Below are 23,332 nucleotides of genomic sequence, written 5' to 3'. Positions count from 1 at the left end.
AGCCTGATCCAGCCGGGCGCAACGCCCAACGTCCCGCCCAGCGCCACGCGCCACCGCATCAACACCAGCCTGACCTTCGACACGCTGGTCCCTGGCCGTGCCAACCAGATGGCGCGGACCGCCGCGCTGCACGTCGCCGGCGCGCCGGGTCAGATGTACAACCCGCTGTTCATCTACGGCGGTGTCGGCCTGGGCAAGACCCACCTGATCCACGCCGTCGGCAATGCGCTGCTCAAGGACCGCCCCGACGCGCGTGTCCTGTACCTGCACGCGGAGCAGTTCATCTCGGACGTCGTCAAGAACTACCAGCGCAAGACCTTCGACGAGTTGAAGGCGAAGTACCACTCGCTGGACCTGCTGCTCATCGACGACGTGCAGTTCTTCGCCGGCAAGGACCGGACGCAGGAGGAGTTCTTCAACGCGTTCGAGGCGCTGCTGGCGAAGCGGGCGCACATCATCATGACCTCGGACACCTATCCGAAGGGCCTGGTGGACATCGACGAGCGCCTGACCAGCCGCTTCGACGCCGGCCTGACCGTCGCGATCGAGCCGCCCGAGCTGGAGATGCGGGTCGCGATCCTGATCAAGAAGGCCGAGGCCGAGAGCGCGCCGATGCCGGAGGACGTGGCCTTCTTCATCGCGAAGAACGTGCGGGCCAACGTGCGCGAGCTTGAGGGCGCGCTGCGCAAGGTGCTGGCCTACAGCCGCTTCTCGCACAAGGAAATCAACATCCAGCTGGCGCGCGAGGCGCTCAAGGACCTGCTGTCGATCCAGAACCGGCAGATTTCGGTCGAGAACATCCAGAAGACCGTGGCCGATTTCTACAAGATCAAGGTCGCGGACATGTATTCGAAGAAGCGCCCGGCGAGCATCGCCCGGCCGCGTCAGATCGCGATGTACCTGGCCAAGGAGCTGACGCAGAAGAGCCTGCCGGAGATCGGCGAGCTGTTCGGCGGCCGCGACCACACGACGGTGCTGCATGCGGTCCGCAAGATCGGCGGAGAGCGCCAGAAGAACACCGAGTTGAACCAGCAGTTGCATGTGCTGGAGCAAACGCTGAAGGGATGAGAGAAAAGGCCTTCGCCTTCAGCGAAAATGCCGCGTTCGCCCGTACAGCCAACAGTGGAGAGAGGTTGACATGATCGTGTTGAAAGACAGCCAGGACAAAGTGCTTGCCGCGCTGCAGGCGGTGTCCGGCATCGTGGAACGGCGCCACACCCTGCCCATCCTGGCCAACGTGCTGGTCCGGAAGCAGGGCAAGCAGGTGGAGCTGACCACGAGCGACCTGGAGATCCAGGTCCGCACCACGGTCGAGTTCGAAGGCGACGACGGGGACTTCTCCACGACCATCGGCGCGCGCAAGCTGATCGACATCCTGCGCTCGATGCCCTCGGACCAGACGGTCAGCCTGACCTCCAACCAGAACAAGATGACGCTGCAGGGCGGCAAGAGCCGCTTCACCCTGCAGACGCTGCCGGCCGACGACTTCCCGCTGGTGCAGGAAGCCGCCGACTTCGGTCCCGCGTTCAGCGTGCCGCAGAAGACGCTGAAGGGCCTGATCAACCAGGTGCACTTCGCGATGGCGGTGCATGACATCCGCTACTACCTGAACGGCATCCTGTTCGTCGCCGAGGGCAAGACCCTGACGCTGGTGGCGACCGACGGCCACAGACTGGCGCTGGCCCAGGCCGAAACGGACACCGAGATGCCCAAGCAGGAAGTCATCCTGCCGCGCAAGACGGTGCTGGAGCTGATGCGCCTGCTCAAGGACGGCGGCAAGGGCGACGACGAGAGCGCGCCGATCGAGATGCGCTTCGCCGGCAACCAGGCCAAGTTCAGCTTCAGCGGCATGGAGTTCGTGACCAAGCTGGTCGAGGGCAAGTTCCCCGACTACAACCGCGTCATCCCGAAGAACCACCGCTTCCACGTGATCCTGGGCCGCCAGCCGCTGCTGGCCGCGCTGCAGCGCGCCGCGATCCTGACGAGCGAGAAGTTCAAGGCGGTGCGCCTGTCCTTCGAGCCGGGCCTGCTGTCGATCGCCTCGAGCAACGCCGAGCAGGAAGAGGCCAAGGAAGAACTCGAGATCGACTACGGCGGCGACCAGATCGAGACCGGCTTCAACGTGACCTACCTGATGGACGTCCTGGCCAACATGTCGCAGGACATGGTGCGGGTGGACCTGAATGACAGCTCGTCCAGCGCGCTGCTCAGCATTCCGGAGCACAGCGGCTTCAAGTACGTCGTCATGCCGATGAGAATCTGACGCGGCAAAGAGATGAACGAGCGGGCTTCGGCCCGCTTCAGCGCTTTTGAAGGGCGCGCGATCCGCCGTCGCGGCGGTCGCGGCCCGCAGTGAGAAGAGAGAGTTTTTCGATGACCGATCCTCAGCAGAATCCCGACCAGCAGCCTCAGCAGCAGAACGACGGCGCGGGGTACGGCGAGTCCAGCATCCAGATCCTGGAAGGCCTGGAGGCGGTGCGCAAGCGTCCCGGCATGTACATCGGCGACACCTCGGACGGCACCGGCCTGCACCACCTGGTGTTCGAGGTGGTCGACAACTCGATCGACGAGGCGCTGGCCGGCTACTGCGACGACATCGTCATCACCATCCACACCGACAACTCGATCTCCGTCATCGACAACGGCCGCGGCATCCCGACCGGCGTGAAGATGGACGACAAGCATGAGCCCAAGCGCTCGGCGGCCGAGATCGCGCTGACCGAACTGCACGCCGGCGGCAAGTTCAACCAGAACAGCTACAAGGTCTCGGGCGGCCTGCACGGTGTGGGCGTGTCCTGCGTGAACGCGCTGTCCAAGACGCTCCGCCTGACGGTGCGCCGCGAAGGCAAGGTCCACCAGCTGGAGTTCAAGAAGGGCGTGCCGCAGGACCGCCTGATCGAGCTACGCGACGGCTTCGAGATCAGCCCGATGAAGATCGTCGGCGAGACCGACAAGCGCGGCACCGAGGTCCACTTCCTGCCGGACACGGAGATCTTCACCCAGAACTCCGAGTTCCATTACGACATCCTGGCCAAGCGCCTGCGCGAACTCTCGTTCCTGAACAACGGCGTGAAGATCCGCCTGGTCGACGAGCGCAACAACAAGGAAGACAACTTCGCCTTCGCGGGCGGCGTGCGCGGCTTCGTCGAGTTCATCAACAAGGGCAAGACGGCGCTGCACCCCAACATCTTCCACGCCCAGGGCGACAAGATGTCGGAGCAGAACACGAACATCGGGGTCGAGGTCTCGATGCAATGGAACGACGGCTTCAACGAAAGCGTCCTCTGCTTCACCAACAACATCCCGCAGCGCGACGGCGGCACCCACCTGACGGGTCTGCGCGCGGCGATGACGCGGGTCATCAACAAGTACATCGAGGACAACGAGCTGGCCAAGAAGGCCAAGGTCGACGTCACCGGCGACGACATGCGCGAAGGCCTGGCCTGCGTGGTCAGCGTCAAGGTGCCGGAGCCCAAGTTCAGCTCGCAGACCAAGGACAAGCTGGTGTCGAGCGAAGTGCGCGGCCCGGTGGAGGAAATCGTCGCGAGCAAGCTGGGCGACTGGCTGCTGGAGAACCCGACCGACGCCAAGATCATCTGCGGCAAGATCGTCGAGGCGGCCCGCGCGCGTGAAGCGGCGCGCAAGGCACGCGAGATGACGCGGCGCAAGGGCGTGCTGGACGGCATGGGCCTGCCGGGCAAGCTGGCGGACTGCCAGGAGAAGGATCCCGCGCTGTGCGAGATCTACATCGTGGAGGGCGACTCCGCCGGCGGCTCCGCGAAGCAGGGCCGGGACCGCAAGTTCCAGGCGATCCTGCCGCTGCGCGGCAAGATCCTGAACGTCGAGAAGGCGCGCTACGAGAAGCTGCTGACCAGCAATGAAATCATCACGCTGATCACCGCGCTGGGCACCGGCATCGGTCGCGGCGCGGGCAGCGACGACTTCAATCCGGACAAGCTGCGCTACCACCGCATCATCATCATGACCGACGCGGACGTGGACGGCGCGCACATCCGGACGCTGCTGCTGACCTTCTTCTACCGGCAGATGCCGGAGCTGGTGGAGCGCGGTCACATCTACATCGCGCAGCCGCCGCTGTACAAGGTCAAGGTCGGCAAGCACGAGCAGTACCTGAAGGACGGCCATGAGCTGGACGGCTTCCTGCTGAAGGTCGCGCTGAACGATGCCGAGCTGCACACCGGCGGCGTGGGCACGGGTCCGGTGCTCAAGGGCGAGGACCTGGAGACCAAGGCGCGCCAGTACGTGGCGGCGCAGAACGTGATCGAGCGCCTGTCCGCATGGATGGACGGCGAGGCGCTGCACCTGCTGGCGTCGGGTCTGACCTTGAGTCTGGACACGAAGGAAGCGGCGGACATTTCCGCGACGGCGCTGCAGTCGGCGCTGCACGACGCGGTGGTGAGCGCGGAGACGGATCCGCGAACGGACAAGCTGTTCCTGCGCATCAGCCGTCGTCATCACGGCAATGTGCGCTCGAGCATCATCACGGCGGACTTCGTGCACGGCGCGGACTATGAGGTCCTGGCCGAAGCGGGCAAGACCTTCAAGGGCCTGGTCGGCGAGGAAGCGGTGATCCGCAAGGGCGAAGGCGAGAAGGCCAAGGAAAGCAAGGTGGCGGACTTCCGCGGCGCGATGGCCTGGCTGATGACGCAGGCGGAATCGAGCGTGGGTCGCCAGCGCTACAAGGGCCTGGGCGAGATGAACCCGGAGCAGCTGTGGGAGACGACGATGGACCCGACGGTCCGCCGCCTGCTGCGCGTGCAGATCGAGGATGCGATCGAGGCGGACCGCGTGTTCACGATGCTGATGGGCGATGAGGTCGAACCGCGCCGGGAGTTCATCGAGACGAATGCGTTGAGGGCGGCCAACATCGACGTTTGAGGATTTGTTGGGCGACCGGTCAGGAGCACCGCGCAGCGAACCCGCCGAAGTCGTTGTTTGGTCTACCTCGCCGAGGTTGGAGCGTGGTGAAACCAAAACAACCGGACCGTGCGGCGGCCATTCAAACGGGGGCGATGCCCGGCGCCCGCGCGGCGGCCTTCACAATGCCTTGCCGCGGAGGCGGACGCCTTCCGCCCTGTCATTGCCTCCATTCGAAGAAGGGCACTCATCGCCATGGTCGCCCGTTCCAGACGTCGACCCTCACCCCGGTCGTGGATAGCGATGGCGCTGTTCGCGCTGCCGTTCACGATCGTGGGGCTGATATTCCTGTTCGCGGCGATCGGGCCGATGCTCTACGACGGATGGCGCATGCGGTCGTGGCAACCGGTGCATGCGCAGCTGGTCGAGGCCGAACTCCTGACCCGGAACGGCAAAGGCGGGCGAGCCTACGGTGTGCGCGCGTTGTACCGCTACGAGATCGACGGGGTGCAACACACAGGGAGGCGTGCGACCATCGTCGCGGGTACCGACAACGTCACCGACTTCAATCTCGAACTGGGCAGGCGGCTGGAGCGGATTCTTCAGTCCGGAGGGCGGCTGACCGCCTACGTCAATCCAGAACGCCCGCAAGAGGCGGTGCTGGACCGCAGCGTGCGCTGGGCAGTGCTGGGCTTCTGGTCGCTCTTCGCGGTCGGGTTCGGCGGCGCTGGCGGGGGGCTGCTGGTTTGGTCGATGCGGATGTATCGCAGCACCCGGGGGCAGGCATTGCGGCGGACGGCGTCCATCAGTGGTCCACGACTGGAGTGACCGCCGCCTTCCAGCATGCCCCCAGCACGATGCACGATTTCGCGTTAGGGTGAGGGCCCTTGGGGACCCCGCCATGACCACCCTCCGCACCGACCTCACCGCCTCGCCCGTCCTCTCCGTCCAGCCCCTGGGCATGCCCTGGGACACGGTCGACCCCTTCCTGTTCTGCGTCCACCACGACGACGCCTATCCGCGCGGCAACGGCCGGTACGGCCCGGACGCTTCGCTGCTGGCGGGCCGGCAGATGGGCTCGGACTTCTCGCGCAAGGACGGCTGGAGCATGTATCACGGCCAGCAGGTGCCCGGCTTCCCCGCCCACCCGCACCGCGGCTTCGAGACCGTCACCATCGTGCGCCGGGGCCGCATCGACCATTCCGATTCGCTGGGCGCCGGCGCGCGCTTCGGCGGCGGCGACGTGCAGTGGCTGACAGCCGGCAAGGGCATCGTCCACGCGGAGATGTTCCCGCTGCTGCACACCGACCGTCCCAACCCGCTGGAGCTGTTCCAGATCTGGCTCAACCTGCCCGCGGACAGCAAGATGGTGGAGCCGCACTTCACGATGTTCTGGTCGCAGGACATCCCGCGGCACACCTTCGTCGACGACGCCGGACGCGCGACGGAGGTGGTGGTCATCGCGGGCGCCCTGCCGGACGCCGCTCATGCCGGCGCGACGGTGACCAAGCCGCTCGCGCCGCCGCCGGACTCGTGGGGCTCGCGGCTGCATTCGGACCTGGCCATGTGGACGCTGCGCCTGGAGCCCGGTGCGCAATGGACCTTGCCTGCGGCGCTGGGCGACGGCACGCGACGCAAGCTGTACTTCTTCGCCGGCGGCCGCATCACGATCGGCGACGAGCCCGTGACCGTCGGCCATTCCCTCGAGGTGCGGGCGGGCGTCGACGTCGTGCTCACCAATGGCGAAGCACCTGCCGAGTTGCTGATGCTGCAGGGCCGTCCCATCGGTGAGCCGGTGGCGCAGTACGGCCCCTTCGTCATGAACACCGAGCAGGAGCTGCGTCAGGCCTTCGAGGACTACCGTCGCACCGAGTTCGGCGGCTGGCCGTGGCCGGATCCGGCGCCGGTGCACGGAGACCAGGAGGACCGATTCGCGCGGCATGCGGACGGCCGGACGGAGCGGCCGCCGTCGCAGGACTGAGCCACCGCAAGCGGGACGCCCGTCACACGATCGGACAGGGACACGGTTAAGCTGGACGCAAGGAGGCAGCGATGAATGTTTCCCAGCGCGTCGGCGCCATCAGCTACCGTTTCGACAGCCTGCGTGAGCTGATGGCCAAGGCCACACCGGAGCGTTCGGGCGACCGGCTCGCCGGCGTCTGCGCCGGGTCTGAGCAGGAACGCGTGGCCGCCCAGATGGCCTTGGCCGATCTGCCGCTGAAGACCTTCCTCAGCGAGGCCCTGATCCCGTACGAGGACGACGAGATCACCCGGCTCATCGTCGAGGGCCACGACGCCGCGGCCTTCCAGCCGATCGCCCACTTGACGGTCGGCGGGTTGCGCGAGTGGCTGCTCTCGGACGCGGCGGACACCGCGGCGCTCACGCGCCTGGCGCCCGCCCTCACGCCCGAGATGGTGGCTGCGACCAGCAAGATCATGCGGAACCAGGACCTGATCCTGGTCGCGCGCAAGTGCCAGGTCGTCACGCGCTTTCGCAATACGCTGGGACTCACGGGCAGGCTGTCCACGCGCCTGCAACCGAATCATCCGACCGACGACGCCAGCGGGATCGCCGCGAGCGTGCTCGACGGTCTGATGTACGGCAGCGGCGATGCGGTCATCGGCATCAATCCCGCCACCGACAACGTGACCCAGGTCGCGCATCTGCTGCGCCTGCTGGCGGAGGTCATCGAGCGCTTCGAGATCCCCACGCAGAGCTGCGTGCTCACGCATGTGACCAACACGATGCAGTGCATCGAGCGCGGCGCGCCGGTCGATCTGGTGTTCCAGTCCATCGGCGGCACGGAAGCGACCAACCGCAGTTTCGGCGTCGACCTGAAGCTGCTGGCCGAAGCCCGCGCGGCAGCCATGTCGCTGGCGCGGGGCGCCGTCTTCGACGACGGCCGGCGTGGGGACCACGTGATGTACTTCGAGACCGGCCAGGGCAGCGCGCTGTCCGCCGGCGCTCACCACGGTTGCGACCAGCAGACCCTCGAGGCCCGGACCTACGCGGTGGCGAGGCATTTCGAGCCGCTGCTCGTGAACACGGTGGTCGGGTTCATCGGGCCGGAATACCTGTACGACGGCAAGCAGATCATCCGGGCCGGGCTGGAGGACCACTTCTGCGCCAAGCTGCTGGGCCTGCCGATGGGCTGCGACATCTGCTACACGAATCATGCGGCGGCGGATCAAAACGACATGGACGTGCTGCTCACGCTGCTGGGCGTGGCGGGATGCAACTTCATCATGGGCATCCCGGGCTCGGACGACGTGATGCTCAACTACCAGACGACCTCGTTCCACGACGCGCTGTACGCCCGGCGGGTGCTGGGCTTGCGCGCCGCGCCGGAGTTCGAGCGCTGGCTCGAACGCATGCGCATCGCGCGACCCGGCGCGCCGGGGCATCTGGTCGACGCCATGTCCCCGGCCTTCGCTGCCTTGCTGCCATCGTCGTGAGCGAGACGCCATGAGCGACGCGATCACTCCCAATCCCTGGCACTCGCTGCGGCGCCACACGCCGGCGCGGATCGGTCTGGGGCGAGCGGGCGTCAGTCAGCCGACAGCGGCGCACCTGGCGTTCCAGTTGGCCCATGCGCAGGCGCGGGACGCGGTGCATCGCGAGCTGGATCACGTGGCGCTCGCGGCCGCCCTGAACAAGGCGGGGTTGGAGACGCTCGATCTGCACAGTGCCGCCGCGGATCGGGCGGCGTACCTTCAGCGACCGGATCTCGGTCGACGGCTCGACGACCGGTCGACAGCCGTGCTGTCCGCGCGCGAGGTGGCGCCGCCGCCGGATCTGGCGCTGGTCGTCGCCGACGGCCTGTCCGCATTGGCGATCGAGCGGCATGCGGTCCCGTTCGTCGAAGCGCTCCGGCCGCTGCTCGCCGACGGCTGGCGTTGGTCGCCCGTCGCCATCGCCCGTCAGGCGCGCGTTGCGATCGGCGATCCGATCGGTCAAGCGCTGGGAGCGAAGCTCGTCGTGGTGCTCATCGGCGAGCGCCCTGGATTGAGCTCCCCCGACAGCATGGGCGTCTACGTCACCTGGGCGCCTCGCCCCGGCCGCGTGGACGCGGAGCGCAACTGCATCTCCAACGTGCGGCCGGAAGGATTGGCGCCGAAAGCCGCGGCGGCGCGGCTGGCGTGGTTGCTCAACGAAGCGCGGGCCCGTCAGGTGACCGGTGTTGCGTTGAAGGATGAAAGCGTGGAAGTGGCGCCGGCGGTCGAGACGCGGGCGTCGTTTCGGCTCGACAGGCGCTGATCACGGAGGCGACGACCGCTGCGGATATCGATGGCTGCGTCCGATGATTCCGACCGTTGTCAGGTCGATCGGGCTCGGTGGGCGCCTCCAGGGCGCTAAACGACGAAAGCGCGCAGCTCGGCCAACAGGCCATCACGGAAGCGCCAGACGTCGCAGTACTCATGCCGGGAGGCTTCCCCCTTGTCGTCCTTGAGCGTGATCTCGCCGATCGCAATGACGAAGTCGCCCTCGGCCACCATTCGATGGACGTCGAACTCGGGGGCCTCGCGATAGGTGTCGGCCATCCACTTGCGAACGGCCTCCTTGCCCCTGAGCGTCCGCTCCCCGACGAAAGTCCACTCGGTATCCTCGGTGCAGAACTGCAGGAATCCTTCGAAGTCGCGCTTGACGATGGCCGCGTTCGCCTTCTCAAGAATCGATTTGTGGGCGTGAGACATGCAGGTTCTCCGGGTCAGATCGGTCCCACCAACAACGGCAACCCGCTTGCCAGCCGGATCCCTGTCCGTGTCCTGTCGCAAGGCGTCTCGTTCGACGCGACTTCTGTAATTCCTGTTGCGGCGCCGTTACCTCATGTAGCGAATTCCAGAGGCACCGCATTCAGCGCCCGCCCTATCATCCCGCCGCAACGATTTAACGCTAAATCGGCGCGAACACTCGAGTAGCCCGGCATTCCGCTGCAACCGGTCATCGACGCCAAAAGCGGCTCGACGTCGTGCTGGCTCACGGGGAGGGGTCGCGAGGCGGGTCGCACGACGCGAGAGAGGGGGCTCGCCATGGCGACGCTGCGGCCCGACGTGGCCGGCGCCGCCGCCGTGATGCGTGAGCCGCGCCCAGCCAAGCCATCCGGTTGCGTGACGAAGTGGCGAGATCAGCCACGCGATCAGGCGCCGTTATGACTGCCGCGCACGCCGGCCATAGCGTGGCGCACTTCAACAAGATCCACCGCAATGACGATATCCAAACCCGGGGCGGAGCACGCGGCCCTTGACGACTTTCCGGACGCGCACCGGCGCCTGCTGACCTTGGGCGTCGGCCTGTTCCCGATCCTGCCGCTTCTGCCGGGATGCGGCGGCGGCCCGGTCAGCGAGGCCGGTACCCCGTTGCTCGGCGGAGCGGATGAAGCGGCGGCGGGCATCGGGACGCCGCCGCCGCCCGACACGACACCGGATCCTCGGCCCGACGATCCGATTCCAGCGCCCGCCCCGGCTCCGGCGCCCGCTCCCGCCCCGACCGAGCCCATGCCGCCCGCCCCGGCTGCGCCTGCACCCGCGCCCACACCTGCGCCTGCGCCTGCGCCCGCACCCGCACCTGCGCCTGCGCCTGCGCCTGCACCTGCGCCTGCACCTGCACCTGCACCTGCGCCTGCACCTGCACCTGCACCTGCACCTGCACCTGCACCTGCACCTGCACCTGCGCCCGCACCTGCGCCAGGCGGGCTGGTCCATCCGGGGCTGCTTCATACGCAGACGGACCTTCAGCGCATGCGCGATCAGGTCGCTGCCGGCCGGCAGCCCTGGCTCGGCAGTTGGAACCTGCTGCTCGCCGCGCGTCGTGCCGAGCTGGGCGTGAAGCCCTCACCGCTGGAAGTCGTGAGTCGCGGCGGAACCGGCGAGAACTTCTGGGTGATGGTCACCGACATGATGCGCGCGTATCACCTCGCGCTGCGCTGGAAGGTCACGGGCGACGAGGCCTATGCGAAAGACGCGGTGAAGTTCCTCAATGCCTGGTCGTCGACCTTGAAGCGACTGGCCGGCGACTCCAATCGTTACCTGGCGTCGGGCCTCTACGGCAACCAATGGGCCAATGCCGCCGAGGTGATGCGCAGCTATCCGGGCTGGGCCAAGGAGGACGTCGCACGGTTCCAGACCATGCTGCTCAACGTGTTCTATCCGGAGTGCCACGCGTTCCTCACCGACCACAACGGCACCGAGATCAGAAAGGTCACCCACTACTGGGCCAACTGGGACCTGGCGAACGTCTGCAGCATGTATGCCATCGGCGTGTTCTGCGACCGATCGGACATCGTCGCTGAGGCCAGCAACTACTACAAGAACGGCCGGGGCTGTGGATCGCACGGCAACAACGTCTACTACCTGCATCCCGGCTACCTGGGCCAGTGGCAGGAAAGCCACCGCGACCAAGGACATTCGACCCTTGGCATCGCGCTGGCCGGCATGCTGTGCGAGATGGCCTGGAACCAGGGCGAGGACCTCTACGGGCTCTGGAACAACCGCCTCCTCGCCGGTGCGGAGTACGTCGCGAAGACCAACGTCCTGGTCGGACCGCCGCCCGACTACATCGCGTACCCGATGCCCTTCACCCCCTACGCCGGCGTCCACGGATCCAGCACCACGGTGTCCGGTGGAGACAACCCCCGCCCCTGCTGGGAACTCATCCTCAACCATTACGTCGCCCGCAAAGGCCTGTCGGCCCCGTGGACCCAGAAGATGGTGAACAAGCAGCGTCCTGAACGGGTGGACGGTGGGGACTCGCCGGGCTTGGGGTCCTTGCTCTACGTCCGTGACCCCGTCGCGCCCGCCCGGCCAAGCGGCCTGAGCGCCGTCCTCCATGAGGGCAAGGTGCTGATGTCGTGGTGGGGCAGCGCCGACGCCACGGACTATCTGGTGCAGCGCGCGAGTTCCTCCGCCGGCCCGTTCACCACCCTGGCGCGAGTCACCGACCCGCGCACCTACACCGACGCACCGGCTGCGGGCACCTGGTACTACCGCATCAGCGCCGTCACCGGCCAGGGCGAGCGGGTCGGGGCGGACACCCTGCGCGTGGCGGTGCCTGGAGAACTGTGGCTGCATCTGCCGCTCAACGGCAGCACCGATGACCTCAGCGGCAACGGCCGATATGGCGTGCTCATGGAAGGCGCGACCTGGGGCGAGGGGCGCAACGGCAGCACCTGCGTCGTGTTCGACGGCCGCCGCGCCCATGTGCGCCTGGTCGATGGCGTGGTGTCGGCGCTGGGCGACTACACGGTGGCGATGTGGGTCTACTGCGACAACACCGGCGCCAGTTCGCGCTTCTTCGATTTCGGCTCCAACGACGTGTCGTACATGGCGCTCACCCCGCGGGAGTCGACACGCCCACCCGTCCCCAGCCTGATGCGCCTCATGTCCACACGCAATCAGTTCTGGATGCCCTCGCCCTTGGCGGCGCCCATTCCGCCCAACGGCCGCTGGACCCATGTGGCCATCACGCTCTCTGGCACGGTCGGCACGCTTTACGTCGACGGCTCACCGGTCGCCACCAGTCCCGAGATCTGGATGGCGCCCTATCAGTTCGGCCACACGACGCGGAACTGGCTGGGACGCTCGCAGTACGGGGGCGATCCCTTCTTCAAGGGGCGGATGCAGGACTTCCGGATCTACAGCGGAGCGCTGACCGCCGCCGCCGTCGCGAACCTCGCCCGCTGACAGCCGTGTCCCCCGCTCTTGGGCGGGGGCGCGGCGAGCTCGGAAGCTTCACGTCAGCTCATACGCCAGCTCATAGAAATGCCGCCCGTCCCGGATGTCGATGCTCAGCCGCCCGCTGAGCCCGGTCAGCCCGCCGGTCCCTGAATCCGGCACCACCTGCACGGTCAGTGTCGGCTGGCCGCGGTTCATCTCGCCGGTGTGCATCAGCACGAAGCTCCCCTCGCGGCCGGCGAGCGTCGCTTCCACGTGCTCCATCGCCACGTAGCCCGCGGACCCGGCCACCTCGGTCCGATGCGCCAGCATCTCCCCAAGGCTCGTGCCCGCCAGGTCCCCATGGAACCGCTTGCTGATGGCCATGCGGCCGACCTGCGACGCCTCGTGGCCCGGCGTGGCCGGCTGAGGCGTCAGCTGAACATCGAAAGTCCCTGTGGCGATCCGCGTCATGGCATCGGGTCCGTCCTGTGGTGAGAGGGCGCCAGCATACGACCGCCCTGTCGAGGGCTCGGCGCCCAGATCGGCATGGCCCGCCCGGGGGCCACATGACCTCGGTCACCTCTGCCCCCTCTGGAGGGGGCAAGCAGCCTCGACAGGGGGATCCCGGCGCGTGGAGACTGCGCCTCGCCCTACCGCATCACGAGGCTCCCCATGCACGCATCCCGCTTTCGCTCCGCTCCCGCCGCCGCATCGGCGCTCGCCCTGGCCACCGGTCTGCTGACCTTGTCGGCCTCGGTGCAGGCTCAGTCGATCAGCGTCAAGCCCGGCCTGTGGGCCAGCGCGAGCGTCAACACCCTCAACGGCCGGAAGATGCCCACGATCTTCGACATCAACGGCGCCCTCACGCCGCAGCAGAAGACCAGCCTGGCCGCCGCCATGGCCAAGGCTGGCCTGCCCACCGGCGGCAATCCGCATCTGGACTGCCAGCAATCGTCCGAGTTCGCCCTGCCCAAGCCGCAGAGCGTCGACGACTGCACCACCCAGGTGAAGCCCGGCGACGCCACCAGCGGCTCGTTCACGATGAGCTGCAAGAGCGCCACCGCCAGCGGCATGGGCGCCGGTACCTACCAGGTCACGGACAAGTCCAGCGCCACCATCAAGGTCGCCTTCAAGGGCACCACGGCCCAGGGCATGCCGCTCACCTATGAATCGACCTCGGTCCACAAGTGGATCGGCAGCGATTGCAGCGCGCCGCCGCCCGGCATCGATCCGTCGCTGATGGACCTGATGCGCTGAGCGCGAAAGGCGGCGAGGGGGCCGGCGCTCAGCCGTCGATCTCCTTGAAGACCTCGGTGGCCGAGCGGAACGCATCGATCGCCGCCGGCACGCCGCAGTAGATCGCCGTCTGCAGGAAGACCTCCTTGATCTCATCGCGGGTGAGCCCGTTGTTGAGGGCGCCGCGCACGTGGACCTTCAGCTCATGCGGCCGGTTCAACGCCGTCAGCATCGCCAGGTTCAGCAGCGAGCGCGAGCGCCGGTCCAGGCCCGGCCGGTTCCACACGTCGCCCCAGCAGTACTGCGTCACCAGCTCCTGCATGTCGATGGTGAAGTCGGTGGCGTTGTTGATCGACGCATTGACATAGGCATCGCCCAGCACCTCACGGCGCGTGGCGAGGCCCTCGTCGAACAGCGCCTGGTTCTTCGGGGCATAGGGACGGGTCATCGGGATCTCCTGTCAGGCGAAAGACCGAGCCGGTGCGCCCGGCAATGGCAAGCAATGTAGCCGGGCTCCCCCAAGGCGACCCGATCCGCTGGCCCGGTGACGCCGGCGCAGCGTCATCGCCCCAGCATCACCTCCTGATGCCCCTTTCCCGCCGGGATCATCGGGAAGCAGTTCTCCACCGGCGCGACGGCCACGTCGAGGAAATACGGGCCCTCGCTCGCCAGGCACTCGGCGAGCGCGGCGTCGAGGTCCTCCCGCCGCGCCACCCGCCCGGCCTGCCAGCCGAAGCCCTTCGCCACCGCGACGAAGTCCGGCATGCAGGCGTTGTAGCTGTGGCTGTAGCGCTCGCCGTGATGCAGCTCCTGCCACTGCCGCACCATGCCCATGTGGCCGTTGTTGCACAGGACGACCTTGACCGCCGCGCGGTGCTGCCGCGCCGTGGCCATCTCCTGCAGGTTCATCAGGATGGACGCGTCGCCGCTGACGCACACGACCAGCCAGTCCGGATGCGCCACCTGAGCGCCGATCGCCGCCGGCAGGCCATAGCCCATCGTGCCGGCGCCACCCGACGTGAGCCAGCGCCGCGGGCGCTCGAAGGCCAGGTGCTGCGCCGCCCACATCTGATGCTGGCCGACATCCGTCGACACGATCGCATCCCGGCCGGCGAGTTGCGCCTGCAGCCGCGCCATCAGCGCCTGCGGCGCGATCACCTCCGGCGTGTCCTCGAAGGCCAGCGATCCGCGTGAACGCCAGGTCTGGATCCGCGCCCACCAGTCGGACAAGCGCTCCGGCGGCATCGCGCGCCGTTCCAGCGCACGGCGCAGGCGCGGCAGCAGCGCGCGCGCATCCCCGCACAGGGCGAGGTCGGCGCGCCGGACCTTGTCGATCGACGCCGGGTCGATGTCGAGATGGATCACGCGGGCGCCGGGCGCGAAGGCGTCGAGCCGCCCGGTCACCCGGTCGTCGAAGCGGGCGCCGGCGCAGACGATGAGGTCGGCATGATGCATCGCCAGGTTGGCCTCCAGCGTCCCATGCATGCCGAGCATGCCAAGCCAGTGCGGCGATGACGCCGGCACCGCGCCCAGCCCCATCAGCGTCAGCGTGCAGGGCGCGCCGGCCAGCGCCACCGCGGCCGCGAACGCGGCGCAGGCCTCGTCGCCCGCATTGACCAGGCCGCCGCCGCCGTAGAACACCGGTCGTCGCGCGGTGGCGATCCAGTCCGCGGCCGTTTCGATCGTGCGCACGTCGACGATGGGCGAGACCGGCAACGACGTCGACGGCAGCCGTTGCGGCGTCGTCCGCGTCTCGGGCCTCGCGTCAGCCGGCGCCGGCGCCAACTGCACATCCTTCGGCACGTCCAGCAGCACCGGACCCGGTCGACCGCCCCGCGCGATCTCGACCGCCTTGCGCACCATCGCGGCGACGTCCCCGCCGGGTCGCAGCTGGGCATTCCACTTGGTCACCGGCCGCGAGATGCCCAGCGCATCGCACTCCTGGAAGGCATCGGTGCCGATTGCCGCGCTGTTCACCTGCCCGCTGATGCACAGCACCGGCACCGAGTCGCACAGCGCGTCCAGCAAGCCCGTCGTCGTGTTGCTCATGCCGGGGCCCGAGGTCACCAGCACCACGCCCAGCCGGCCGGTGCTGCGCGCATAGCCCTCGGCGGCGTGCACCGCCGCCTGCTCGTGACGGACCAGGACGTGGCGCAGGCGCGGCTCGCCGTGCAGCGCGTCGTACAGCGGCAGCACCGCCCCGCCGGGATAGCCGAACACGGTGTCGACGCCGCAGGCCACCAGCGTGTCCAGCAGCACCTGCGCGCCGTTGCGTGGCAGCGCGCTCGCGGATGACGGAAGGGCGCCGCGGCAGCCCGGGGAGGTGGGGGTGAAAGGCGCGTCGATGACCGCGCCACGGGCGCTGACCTGGGCGCCGTCGATCCTGGCATTCATGCGCTCCAGTGTCCGGGCAGCGGCCCGGAAAGGGTTGCCGTTCTTGCCTCATAGAATCCAGCCTTCAGCAAATCTTCCTTCCATATGGCGATGGAGCAGCAAATCAAGCTCGACAAGTTCGACCGCGCCATCCTGCGCGCGCTGCAGCGCAATGCGCGCGCCAGCCTGCAGGAGGTCAGCGAGGAGGTCGGCCTGACGACCTCGCCTTGTTGGACGCGCATCAAGCGGCTGGAGGAATCCGGCGTGATCGAGGGCTACACCGTCAAGGTGAACGCCGAAAAGATCGGGCGACCCGAGCAACTGATCGTGCAGCTCACCCTGAACAAGCACACCGATGCGGCGATGGCCGAGTTCGCCCGCCACCTCGAGGCCATTCCCGAGGTCATCGACGCCTATCTGGTCTCCGGCGACTACGACTACGTGCTGCGCCTGTCGGTGCGCGACACCCGCGACTACGAACGCCTGCTGCGCGAGAAGCTCTACAAGATCCCCGGCGTGCGCCACAGCAAGTCCAGCTTCGTGCTGCGCTGCCTGAAGGCGAGCTCCTTGCCCCTCTGAGCGGCACGGCACCCAGGCGGCAGCATCTGGGGCCGGCGCAGTCTCCGGTCGGGGTCGCTCATCCGTCGGCCGGCGCGTCGCCCGAGGTCGAACGCGACGCCACCGGCGCCCGCTCGGCCCGCGCCGGCAGTTCGGGCAGCCGCAGCAGGCGGAGCATGTAGGCCCGCGCGGCCGCGACATGGCGGCGCACCGCCTCGCTGGCGGTGGCCGGGTCGGCCTGCCGGATCGCCTCCACCATCGCCCGATCCTGGACGGCCAGCACATCCAGCTCCGAGGTCCAGAGGGCCATGCGCGAGCGCCGGACCGCCTCCAGCAGCCTGCCGCGCGAGGCCTGCATCCCGAGCGCCTGCGCATTGCCGCCCCATCGGGCGAGGTGGTCCTGCAGCGCCTCGTCGGCCGCCAGCAACTCGCGCGCGCGGCCCGAGCGCGCCGCCTCCTCCACCGCCCGCGCGAGCGCCTGGACTTGCGGCGCCCCCGCCGCCTCACGGGCCTCGGCACGCCGGCAGGCCCGGGTCAGCAGCATCGTGTGCAGCGCCTCGCGCACGTCGAAGTACTCCTCGATGAAGCGCGCATCCACCGCCCGCACGACCGCGCCCTTGTTCATCCGCATGTCGACCATGCCGTCCCCCTGCAGCTGCAGCAGCGCCTCCCGCACCGGCACGTTGCTCACCTGGTAATGCGCGCTCAGCTCGTGCAGCGTCAGGTGCTGGCCCAGGCGCCAGCAGCCGTCCTCGATGTCGGCACGGATCTGGTCGCGCAGGCGCAGATAGGTCGGCGCATTGATCGGGTGTGTGGATCGAACCATCGCGGCACTCCGTCCAGCAATTGCGGTGAATGAACGATTCACTCTAAGGAGGCCGCCCGCTGTCTATTCCCGGCGAATCGTGTCGACGATGGCGTTCTTGCCGAAGCGCAATGAATCGATGTCTCGGCCCGGCGCGAGCTGCTCAATCGACGTGTATGTGTTCTGCCGCACTACTGGAATCAGTCGAGATACCCCGCGTCAATGGGACAGGCTGTGTCGTTTCCGCATCGCCCTCGCGAGTGGCGCTACAGTCGCGCCCGGGAGGTCAGCGACGCAGAGGCGAATGCCCATGTCGATTCACCCCGAATGGAGCCAGCCGAATGGCGAAATCCTTGAAACAAGTCCTGAGTCAGATCGAGAAACTGCAGAAGGAAGCCGAGGCGCTGCGCGCGAAGGAAATCTCCGGCGTGGTCGCGCGGATCCGCGAGGCCATCGATCACTACGGCCTGACGCCCGAGGAACTGTTCGGCGCGACCTTGCAACGTCCGCGCGCAGGCCGCAAGGCCGCGGCGAAACCCGCTCGCGCCACCGCCACCGCGACCACCGCCAAGCGCAAGGCGCCCCGCGGCGCCGGCACGCCGAAATACCACGATGGCGCCGGTCGCACCTGGACCGGCGTCGGCAAGCGCCCCACCTGGTTCAAGGACGCGCTGGCCGCCGGCAAGACCGCCGAGGATCTGCTGATCCGCTGACGGTCGCCGGGGAACGGCAGGACCGGGCGGGATGCCCGGGTCCGGCACTCACCAGATGCGGCAGCGCTCCGCGTCGGGCTTGACCATCTTCTGGCCCGGCTTGCAGTGGAAGGCCTGCTCGAACTCCGGCATGTTCACCGCGACGCCGTTGATCCGGTAGCGCCCCGGCGAATGAGGGTCGGTCAGCGCATGCACCCGCGCGTACTCCGGCCGCGCATGGCTGCAATCCCACTGGGCGAAGCCGACGAAGAAGCGCTGCTCCGGCGTGAGGCCGTCGCGGTCCGCCGGCTTCGGCGACATGTCCGCGATCTGCGCCTTCCAGGCCGCGTGCGCCAGCACCAGGCCGCCCAGGTCGGCCAGGTCCTCGCCCAGGGTCAGCTTGCTGTTGATGCGGATGTCGTCGACGACCACGTACTGCGCGTACTGCTTCGTGACGCAGGCGGCGCGCTGCTCGAAGGCCTTGCCGTCCTTCTTGGTCCACCAGTCGCGCAGGTTGCCCTTGGCGTCGAATTGGCGGCCCTCGTCGTCGAAGCCGTGGATCAGCTCATGGCCGATCGTCCCGCCGGTGTTGCCGTAGTTCGGCGCGTCGTCGAGCTTGGGATCGAACAGCGGTGGCTGCAGCACGCCGGCCGGGAAGTTGATGTCGTTCATCTGCGCGTCGTAATACGCGTTGACCGTCTGCGGCGTCATGCCCCATTCGCCGCGGTCCAGCGGCTTGCCGATCTTGGCCAGCTGACGCTTGAGCTCGAAGGCATTGCCACGCATCACATTGCCGGCGAAGTCGTCGCGCGCGACCGTCAGCGCGCCGTAATCGCGCCAGCGGTCCGGGTAGCCGACCTTGTTGACGATCGCGTGCAGCTTCTCCTGGGCGCGCTGCTTCGTGGTCTCGCTCATCCAGCTCAGCGACTGGATGCGCGCGGCCATCGCGTCCTCGATCTGCTTCGTCATCTTCAGCGTCTTGTCCTTCAGGTCGGGGCTGAAGTTGCGGGCGACGAACTCCTGGCCCAGCGCCTCGCCGAGCTGCGCATCGACCAGTTCGACGCAGCGCTTCCAGCGCGCCTTGAGTTGCGGCACGCCCTGCAGCGTCTGGCCGAAGAACTCGAAGTTGGCTTGCACCGCGGCGCTGGAGAGCGTCGGCGCCTGGCTGCTGACCAGCTGCCAGCGCAGGTAGTTGCGCCACTGCGCCAGGTCGCGCTGGCGCAGCTCCTTGGCCATCGCCTTGAAGAAGGCCGGCTCGGTCACGTTGTAGGCCGCCTGCGGGTCCAGGCCCAGCGCGCGCTGGTAGGCCGTCCAGTCGAAGCCCGGCGTCAGCGCCTGCAGCGCGGCCGCCTTCATCGGATGGAAGCCCTTGTAGGGATCGCGCTTGTCGACGCGGCTCAGCGAGGCGCGCGCCAGCGCGGTCTCCAGGGCCATCACCTGCCTGGCCTGGGTGCGCGCCGCGTCCGGTGCGTCGCCGAGCAGCTCGAAGCTGCGCGCGACGTGCGCGATGAACTGGTCCCGCAGCGTGCGGGATTTCTCGTCGCTCTTGAAGTAGTACTCGCGGTCCGGGAGGCTCAGTCCGCCGGCGTAGGCGAAGGCGATGACCCGGGTCGAGTCGGCCATGTCCTGGCCCGAGGTGAAGTGGAACAGCACCCGCTCGTTGTTGGTCGCCAGGTGCAGCGCGGCTAGCAGCGCCGGCAGTTCGCGGCGGTCCTTCAGCGCCTCGATGCGCGACAGCAGCGGTCGCAGCGGCGCCAGCGCGTGGCGGTCGGCGGCCGATTCGTCCATGCAGGCGGCGAAGTAGTCGCCCATGCGCGCCTGGTTGGCGGTGCGCGACGGATCGGCGGCCGAGAGCTTGTCCAGGATGCCCCAGAGGTAGCGCTGGTTTTCGTTGGCCATCTTGGCGTAGACCGACCAGCGCGCCTGGTCCGGCGGGATCGGGTTGGCCGCCATCCAGCCGCCGCAGGCGTACTGGTAGAGGTCGTCGCAGGGATCGGCGTTGCGGTCCATCGCGGCCGTGTCCAGGCTCGGCGTGTAGGGCAGCTGGTCGAGCGGTCCTTCGGTCGCGGCGGGCGCGGATGCGGCCGTGCCGGGTGCGGGGGTCGCGGCCTGGGCGAAGGCGGCGGCGCCCAGGGAAGCGGCCGCGACAAGCGCGGCCGCCGTGGTGCGGGCGAGAGGGTGACGGGTCATGCGCGACAGCCAGGAGTTCTTGCTGGGCGGCATTCTCCGTCAGCGTCCTTCAGGCGCCGAGGTGCCGGACGACACCTCGGGTAGACCCGACCGATGCCGTCCGGACCGACGGCCGGTCAGGGCGCGCTGAAGCTGCTGAGCGCCTTCGGGAACTTGAACAGCCACAGGTGGGTGAGGCGGTCGACCTCATTGCCGCGGGTGACGCGGGCAGTGGCGGCGCCGGCCGCGCAGCTGCCGTCCTGGAGGATCACGCCGTTGGCGTCGACGGTGCACTCGGTCGGATCGCCGGCCAGCAGCTTGCCCTTCGCGTCCACCAGCGTCGACTTCAGGCCGAAGTCGTTGTCGTTGATCAGCGCCAGCGTGTTGCCGTCGACGACCGCCAGGCCTTCGGCCTTCTCGGCCTTCCAGCCGGCGGCGTTCAGGTCCAGCAGCACCGTCTTCCGGAGCTTCACCACCTTGGACCAGCTGACCGCCGCAGCGGTCACCCCATCGATGCTGTTGCGCTCGAGCTCGGGGCCGATCGCGGCGATGTCAGTGGCGCCGGCGGGCAGCTCCACCAGCATCAGGAAGTTGCGCACCGCGCCGGTCGAGTCCGCGCCCTGCTCGATGACGATGAACTTGCCGTTGCCCAGCGAGACCAGGTCGCCCAGCTTGGCGCTGCCGGTGCGATTGCGATCCCACTTCTCGCCCTTGGCGGCGAGCGGGTAGCTGAGCGGATAGGCGTAGAGCCGGGAGGTTTCGGTCTTGGGATCGAACTCGATCCAGCGCGCGAACTGGGCGAAGTCCCGCACCTTCACCTTGTCGGTGGTCTTGCCGTCCTGGTCCAGGTCGCTGCTGTCGACCACCTCGATGCTTTTGCCGGCGGCGTCCACCGGATCGATCGGGCTCTGCAGGAAGCCATGCAGCTTGCCGGTGGCGGCATCCATCGTCAGGCCTTCCATGCCGCGGTTCGGGCGACGGTGCTTCAGCACCTCCGGAAGGCTGCCGGCGGCCGTGCCGGGCGCGTAGCGCTTGACGATCTGGAAGCTCGCCGCGTCGATCTTCACGATGAAGGGGCCGTATTCGTCCGAGGTCCAGAAGGCCTTGCCGGCGGCGTCGTAGACCAGCGTCTCGCTGTCCAGGCCGTTGGCGTCGAAGTTGCCCTTGGTCTGGTCGAACCGGAGGGCGTCGGACAGCGGCACCTCCGCGCTGTTGCCGATGGCGCCGAAGGGCAGCGGACGGCCGGAGACCTTCGAGCCGTCGGGGTTCTTCAGCGGATGGAGGCTGGCGATGACCGCGCCGTCCTTGCCCAGCGTGATCGCGCCGATCGACGGCGCGAAGCTCGGCGCCGGGAACATCTTGGTCGTCGCGACCGCGCCGGTGTCCGGGCGCGGCGCGCTCGGGCTGTCGCCGTTGGGGCCGCGATCGGTGATGCCCCAGAACTCCAGCGCGCCGTCCGCGTTCTTGCCCTTGTAGACCAGGCCCGAGCCGACCGCCGGATAGAAGCCCTTCGGGAAGTCCCTCTTCGCGTCGGCGTTGCTGCCCTCGTAGCTGACGTACTGGCTGTCGGCGGCGCGAATCTGGAACTTGGTGATCGCGACGGCGCCGCCGGCGCTGTCCTGCGTGGCGCTGCTGGTCTCGGTCTTGCCGAGCAGCGTGGCCATCGTCGATTCATAGTGGTCGACCGCGGCGGCGCGGCGTCCGGCGCTCATCGTGCGCCCGGTATAGGGCTGGCCGTAGGCGTCGTTCTGCCCGGCCGGCAGCAGCGCGGCGAAGGCCTTGTCGAAGTCGGCCGCGGCCAGGGTGAAGTCGAGCGTCTTGGTCAGCGCGTCGTGCACCGCCGCCGTGATGCGGATGCCGTTGGTGGGATCGTCGTCATCGTCCAGGGCCTGCAGGAAGACGAGGCGGTTCTGCAGCTTGACGTCGCTCAGCGTGCCGGTGCCGGCCAGGTCCGCCGCGGCGACGGTCGCCGCGCAGGCGGCGCTGCCCACGACGACGCCGCCGACATTGAAGCTCACCGTGTCGCCCGCCTTGCAGGTGAAGACGCCGTTCGCACCGGTCTTGCCGGAGATGCCCGAGGGCGTGGCGAGGTAGCTGACGCCCTCCACCGGCGCGTCCACCAGCCGGGCCTGCATCGGCTGGACGATGGCGGGGATGTCGTAGCCGTCGTTGTCCTTGGTGTTGCAGGCGCTCAGCGCCGCCATCGCAGTCAGGGTCATCAGGGTCCGGCCCAGCCGGCGCAGACGGGGAACGGAACGGGCGGTCGTCTTCTTCATGTCGATCTTTCGTGGCTCGAGGACGCCGCGCCCGATCTCCCTCGACGGGGCCGGGTCGCGACAGGGCGGCACGCTAGGCAGCGCCGATGACAGCCCCGTGAAGCGCGTTAACGAATCGTCACGAATACGACAGGAAGCCGGGAATACCCCGGCCTGGCCAATGGCAGAAAGCCCCGGCACCGCGTCGGGGGACGCGGGCCGGGGCCCCGGTCAGGCGGCTGCAGAGGAGGAGATCAGCCGTTGACCTTGATGCGGTTGTTGACCGACTGGACGCCCTTGGCGGCCAGGGCCATCGAGCCGGCGCGATCGCGCGCGGCCAGGTCCGGCGCGGTGCCGTCCAGCGTCACATGGCCCTTCTCGGTCTCGACCTTCACATCGAGCGCGCTGAGCTTGGGGTCGCCCGCCAGCGCGGTCTTGATGGACGTGGTGATCTGGGCGTCGTCGACCGCGGCGCCGACCCTGTCGGCGGTCCGGTCCATCTTGTTGCCCATGTTGTCCATGGCCTGGCGGGTGTCCTGCTTCGCTTCCTCGGACTTCTGCTCCATCTTGGAGATGCCGTCGTCCAGGCGCTGGCCGGCGGTGCGGCCGTCGTCCTCACGACCGCAGGCGGTCAGGGCGACGGCGGCCACCACGGCGGGCAGCAGCAGGGCAAGCTGGGTGGGGCGGGAAGAGTGCTTCATGGCGAGGCTCCT

General features: G+C 68.3%; 20 protein-coding genes. 11 read left to right on the top strand and 9 right to left on the bottom strand.

Features of this window, described 5'->3' with window-relative positions; genetic code table 11:
• The 7 genes from dnaA to eutC all read left to right on the top strand — a co-directional run.
• Nucleotides 1-1,068: chromosomal replication initiator protein DnaA (dnaA, locus tag CS062_RS05465; protein WP_099860431.1), on the top strand; the 1,068-nt coding region annotated here is incomplete at its 5' end.
• 70 nt (nt 1,069-1,138) lie between these two features.
• Nucleotides 1,139-2,263 carry a DNA polymerase III subunit beta gene (gene dnaN, locus CS062_RS05460; protein ID WP_099860430.1) on the top strand — a complete coding sequence of 375 codons (1,125 nt, stop codon included), beginning with the start codon at nt 1,139-1,141 and terminating at the stop codon, nt 2,261-2,263.
• Between the two features lie 110 nt (nt 2,264-2,373).
• A complete protein-coding gene (gyrB, locus tag CS062_RS05455; RefSeq protein WP_099860429.1) occupies nt 2,374-4,899 on the top strand; it encodes a DNA topoisomerase (ATP-hydrolyzing) subunit B in 2,526 nt (841 codons plus the stop codon).
• A 282-nt stretch (nt 4,900-5,181) separates the two neighbouring features.
• The gene (locus tag CS062_RS05450) at nt 5,182-5,706 is read left to right on the top strand and encodes a DUF3592 domain-containing protein (protein ID WP_158238672.1); all 525 of its coding nucleotides are present in this window, start codon (nt 5,182-5,184) and stop codon (nt 5,704-5,706) included.
• A 73-nt stretch (nt 5,707-5,779) separates the two neighbouring features.
• A complete protein-coding gene (locus tag CS062_RS05445; RefSeq protein WP_099860427.1) occupies nt 5,780-6,859 on the top strand; it encodes a pirin family protein in 1,080 nt (359 codons plus the stop codon).
• A gap of 71 nt (nt 6,860-6,930) precedes the next feature.
• Nucleotides 6,931-8,334 carry an ethanolamine ammonia-lyase subunit EutB gene (locus CS062_RS05440; protein ID WP_099860426.1) on the top strand — a complete coding sequence of 468 codons (1,404 nt, stop codon included), beginning with the start codon at nt 6,931-6,933 and terminating at the stop codon, nt 8,332-8,334.
• 10 nt (nt 8,335-8,344) lie between these two features.
• Entirely contained in the window at nt 8,345-9,136 is a 792-nt protein-coding gene (eutC, locus tag CS062_RS05435; RefSeq protein ID WP_099860425.1) for an ethanolamine ammonia-lyase subunit EutC, read from the top strand.
• 95 nt (nt 9,137-9,231) lie between these two features.
• On the opposite strand, the gene CS062_RS05430 is transcribed toward eutC, so the two are convergent.
• Nucleotides 9,232-9,573, bottom strand: coding sequence for a nuclear transport factor 2 family protein (locus CS062_RS05430; RefSeq protein WP_099860424.1), 342 nt, complete (start codon nt 9,571-9,573; stop codon nt 9,232-9,234).
• A 643-nt stretch (nt 9,574-10,216) separates the two neighbouring features.
• Entirely contained in the window at nt 10,217-10,558 is a 342-nt protein-coding gene (locus CS062_RS26765; protein ID WP_233217917.1) for a hypothetical protein, read from the bottom strand.
• Between the two features lie 59 nt (nt 10,559-10,617).
• Here CS062_RS26765 and CS062_RS05425 point away from each other — a divergent pair, with 59 nt between their 5' ends.
• Nucleotides 10,618-12,558, top strand: coding sequence for a LamG-like jellyroll fold domain-containing protein (locus CS062_RS05425; RefSeq protein ID WP_233217916.1), 1,941 nt, complete (start codon nt 10,618-10,620; stop codon nt 12,556-12,558).
• Between the two features lie 48 nt (nt 12,559-12,606).
• On the opposite strand, the gene CS062_RS05420 is transcribed toward CS062_RS05425, so the two are convergent.
• Nucleotides 12,607-13,002, bottom strand: coding sequence for a DUF3224 domain-containing protein (locus tag CS062_RS05420; protein ID WP_099860422.1), 396 nt, complete (start codon nt 13,000-13,002; stop codon nt 12,607-12,609).
• Between the two features lie 201 nt (nt 13,003-13,203).
• On the opposite strand from CS062_RS05420, the gene CS062_RS05415 reads away from it, so the two are divergent.
• Nucleotides 13,204-13,788, top strand: coding sequence for a DUF3617 domain-containing protein (locus CS062_RS05415; RefSeq protein WP_099860421.1), 585 nt, complete (start codon nt 13,204-13,206; stop codon nt 13,786-13,788).
• Between the two features lie 28 nt (nt 13,789-13,816).
• On the opposite strand, the gene pcaC is transcribed toward CS062_RS05415, so the two are convergent.
• Both pcaC and ilvB read right to left on the bottom strand, forming a co-directional pair.
• Complete coding sequence (gene pcaC, locus CS062_RS05410; RefSeq protein ID WP_099860420.1) at nt 13,817-14,215, bottom strand: 4-carboxymuconolactone decarboxylase; 399 nt, start codon at nt 14,213-14,215, stop codon at nt 13,817-13,819.
• A 113-nt stretch (nt 14,216-14,328) separates the two neighbouring features.
• Nucleotides 14,329-16,161, bottom strand: coding sequence for a biosynthetic-type acetolactate synthase large subunit (gene ilvB, locus CS062_RS05405; protein WP_099860419.1), 1,833 nt, complete (start codon nt 16,159-16,161; stop codon nt 14,329-14,331).
• A gap of 90 nt (nt 16,162-16,251) precedes the next feature.
• Here ilvB and CS062_RS05400 point away from each other — a divergent pair, with 90 nt between their 5' ends.
• Nucleotides 16,252-16,719, top strand: coding sequence for an Lrp/AsnC family transcriptional regulator (locus CS062_RS05400; protein ID WP_233217915.1), 468 nt, complete (start codon nt 16,252-16,254; stop codon nt 16,717-16,719).
• Nucleotides 16,720-16,777: 58 nt separating this feature from the next.
• Here the strand turns inward: CS062_RS05400 and CS062_RS05395 are convergent, their stop codons facing one another.
• Nucleotides 16,778-17,524, bottom strand: coding sequence for a GntR family transcriptional regulator (locus CS062_RS05395; RefSeq protein ID WP_099860418.1), 747 nt, complete (start codon nt 17,522-17,524; stop codon nt 16,778-16,780).
• Between the two features lie 332 nt (nt 17,525-17,856).
• On the opposite strand from CS062_RS05395, the gene CS062_RS05390 reads away from it, so the two are divergent.
• On the top strand, nt 17,857-18,216 hold the full coding sequence (locus CS062_RS05390; RefSeq protein WP_438270453.1) for an H-NS histone family protein: 360 nt from the start codon (nt 17,857-17,859) through the stop codon (nt 18,214-18,216).
• A gap of 48 nt (nt 18,217-18,264) precedes the next feature.
• Here the strand turns inward: CS062_RS05390 and CS062_RS05385 are convergent, their stop codons facing one another.
• The 3 genes from CS062_RS05385 to CS062_RS05375 all read right to left on the bottom strand — a co-directional run bounded on the left by CS062_RS05385 (nt 18,265) and on the right by CS062_RS05375 (nt 23,320).
• Complete coding sequence (locus CS062_RS05385) at nt 18,265-20,385, bottom strand: M13 family metallopeptidase (RefSeq protein ID WP_099860438.1); 2,121 nt, start codon at nt 20,383-20,385, stop codon at nt 18,265-18,267.
• A gap of 116 nt (nt 20,386-20,501) precedes the next feature.
• Nucleotides 20,502-22,640: an esterase-like activity of phytase family protein gene (locus CS062_RS05380; RefSeq protein ID WP_099860416.1), complete on the bottom strand. Its 2,139-nt coding sequence runs from the start codon at nt 22,638-22,640 to the stop codon at nt 20,502-20,504.
• A 233-nt stretch (nt 22,641-22,873) separates the two neighbouring features.
• Nucleotides 22,874-23,320 carry a BON domain-containing protein gene (locus tag CS062_RS05375; protein WP_099860415.1) on the bottom strand — a complete coding sequence of 149 codons (447 nt, stop codon included), beginning with the start codon at nt 23,318-23,320 and terminating at the stop codon, nt 22,874-22,876.
• Nucleotides 23,321-23,332 lie beyond the last annotated feature (12 nt).

This window comes from Roseateles chitinivorans, from assembly GCF_002761755.1.
GTDB classification, from domain to species: Bacteria; Pseudomonadota; Gammaproteobacteria; order Burkholderiales; family Burkholderiaceae_C; genus Roseateles; species Roseateles chitinivorans.
This window is presented reverse-complemented; position numbering and strand designations above follow the sequence as displayed.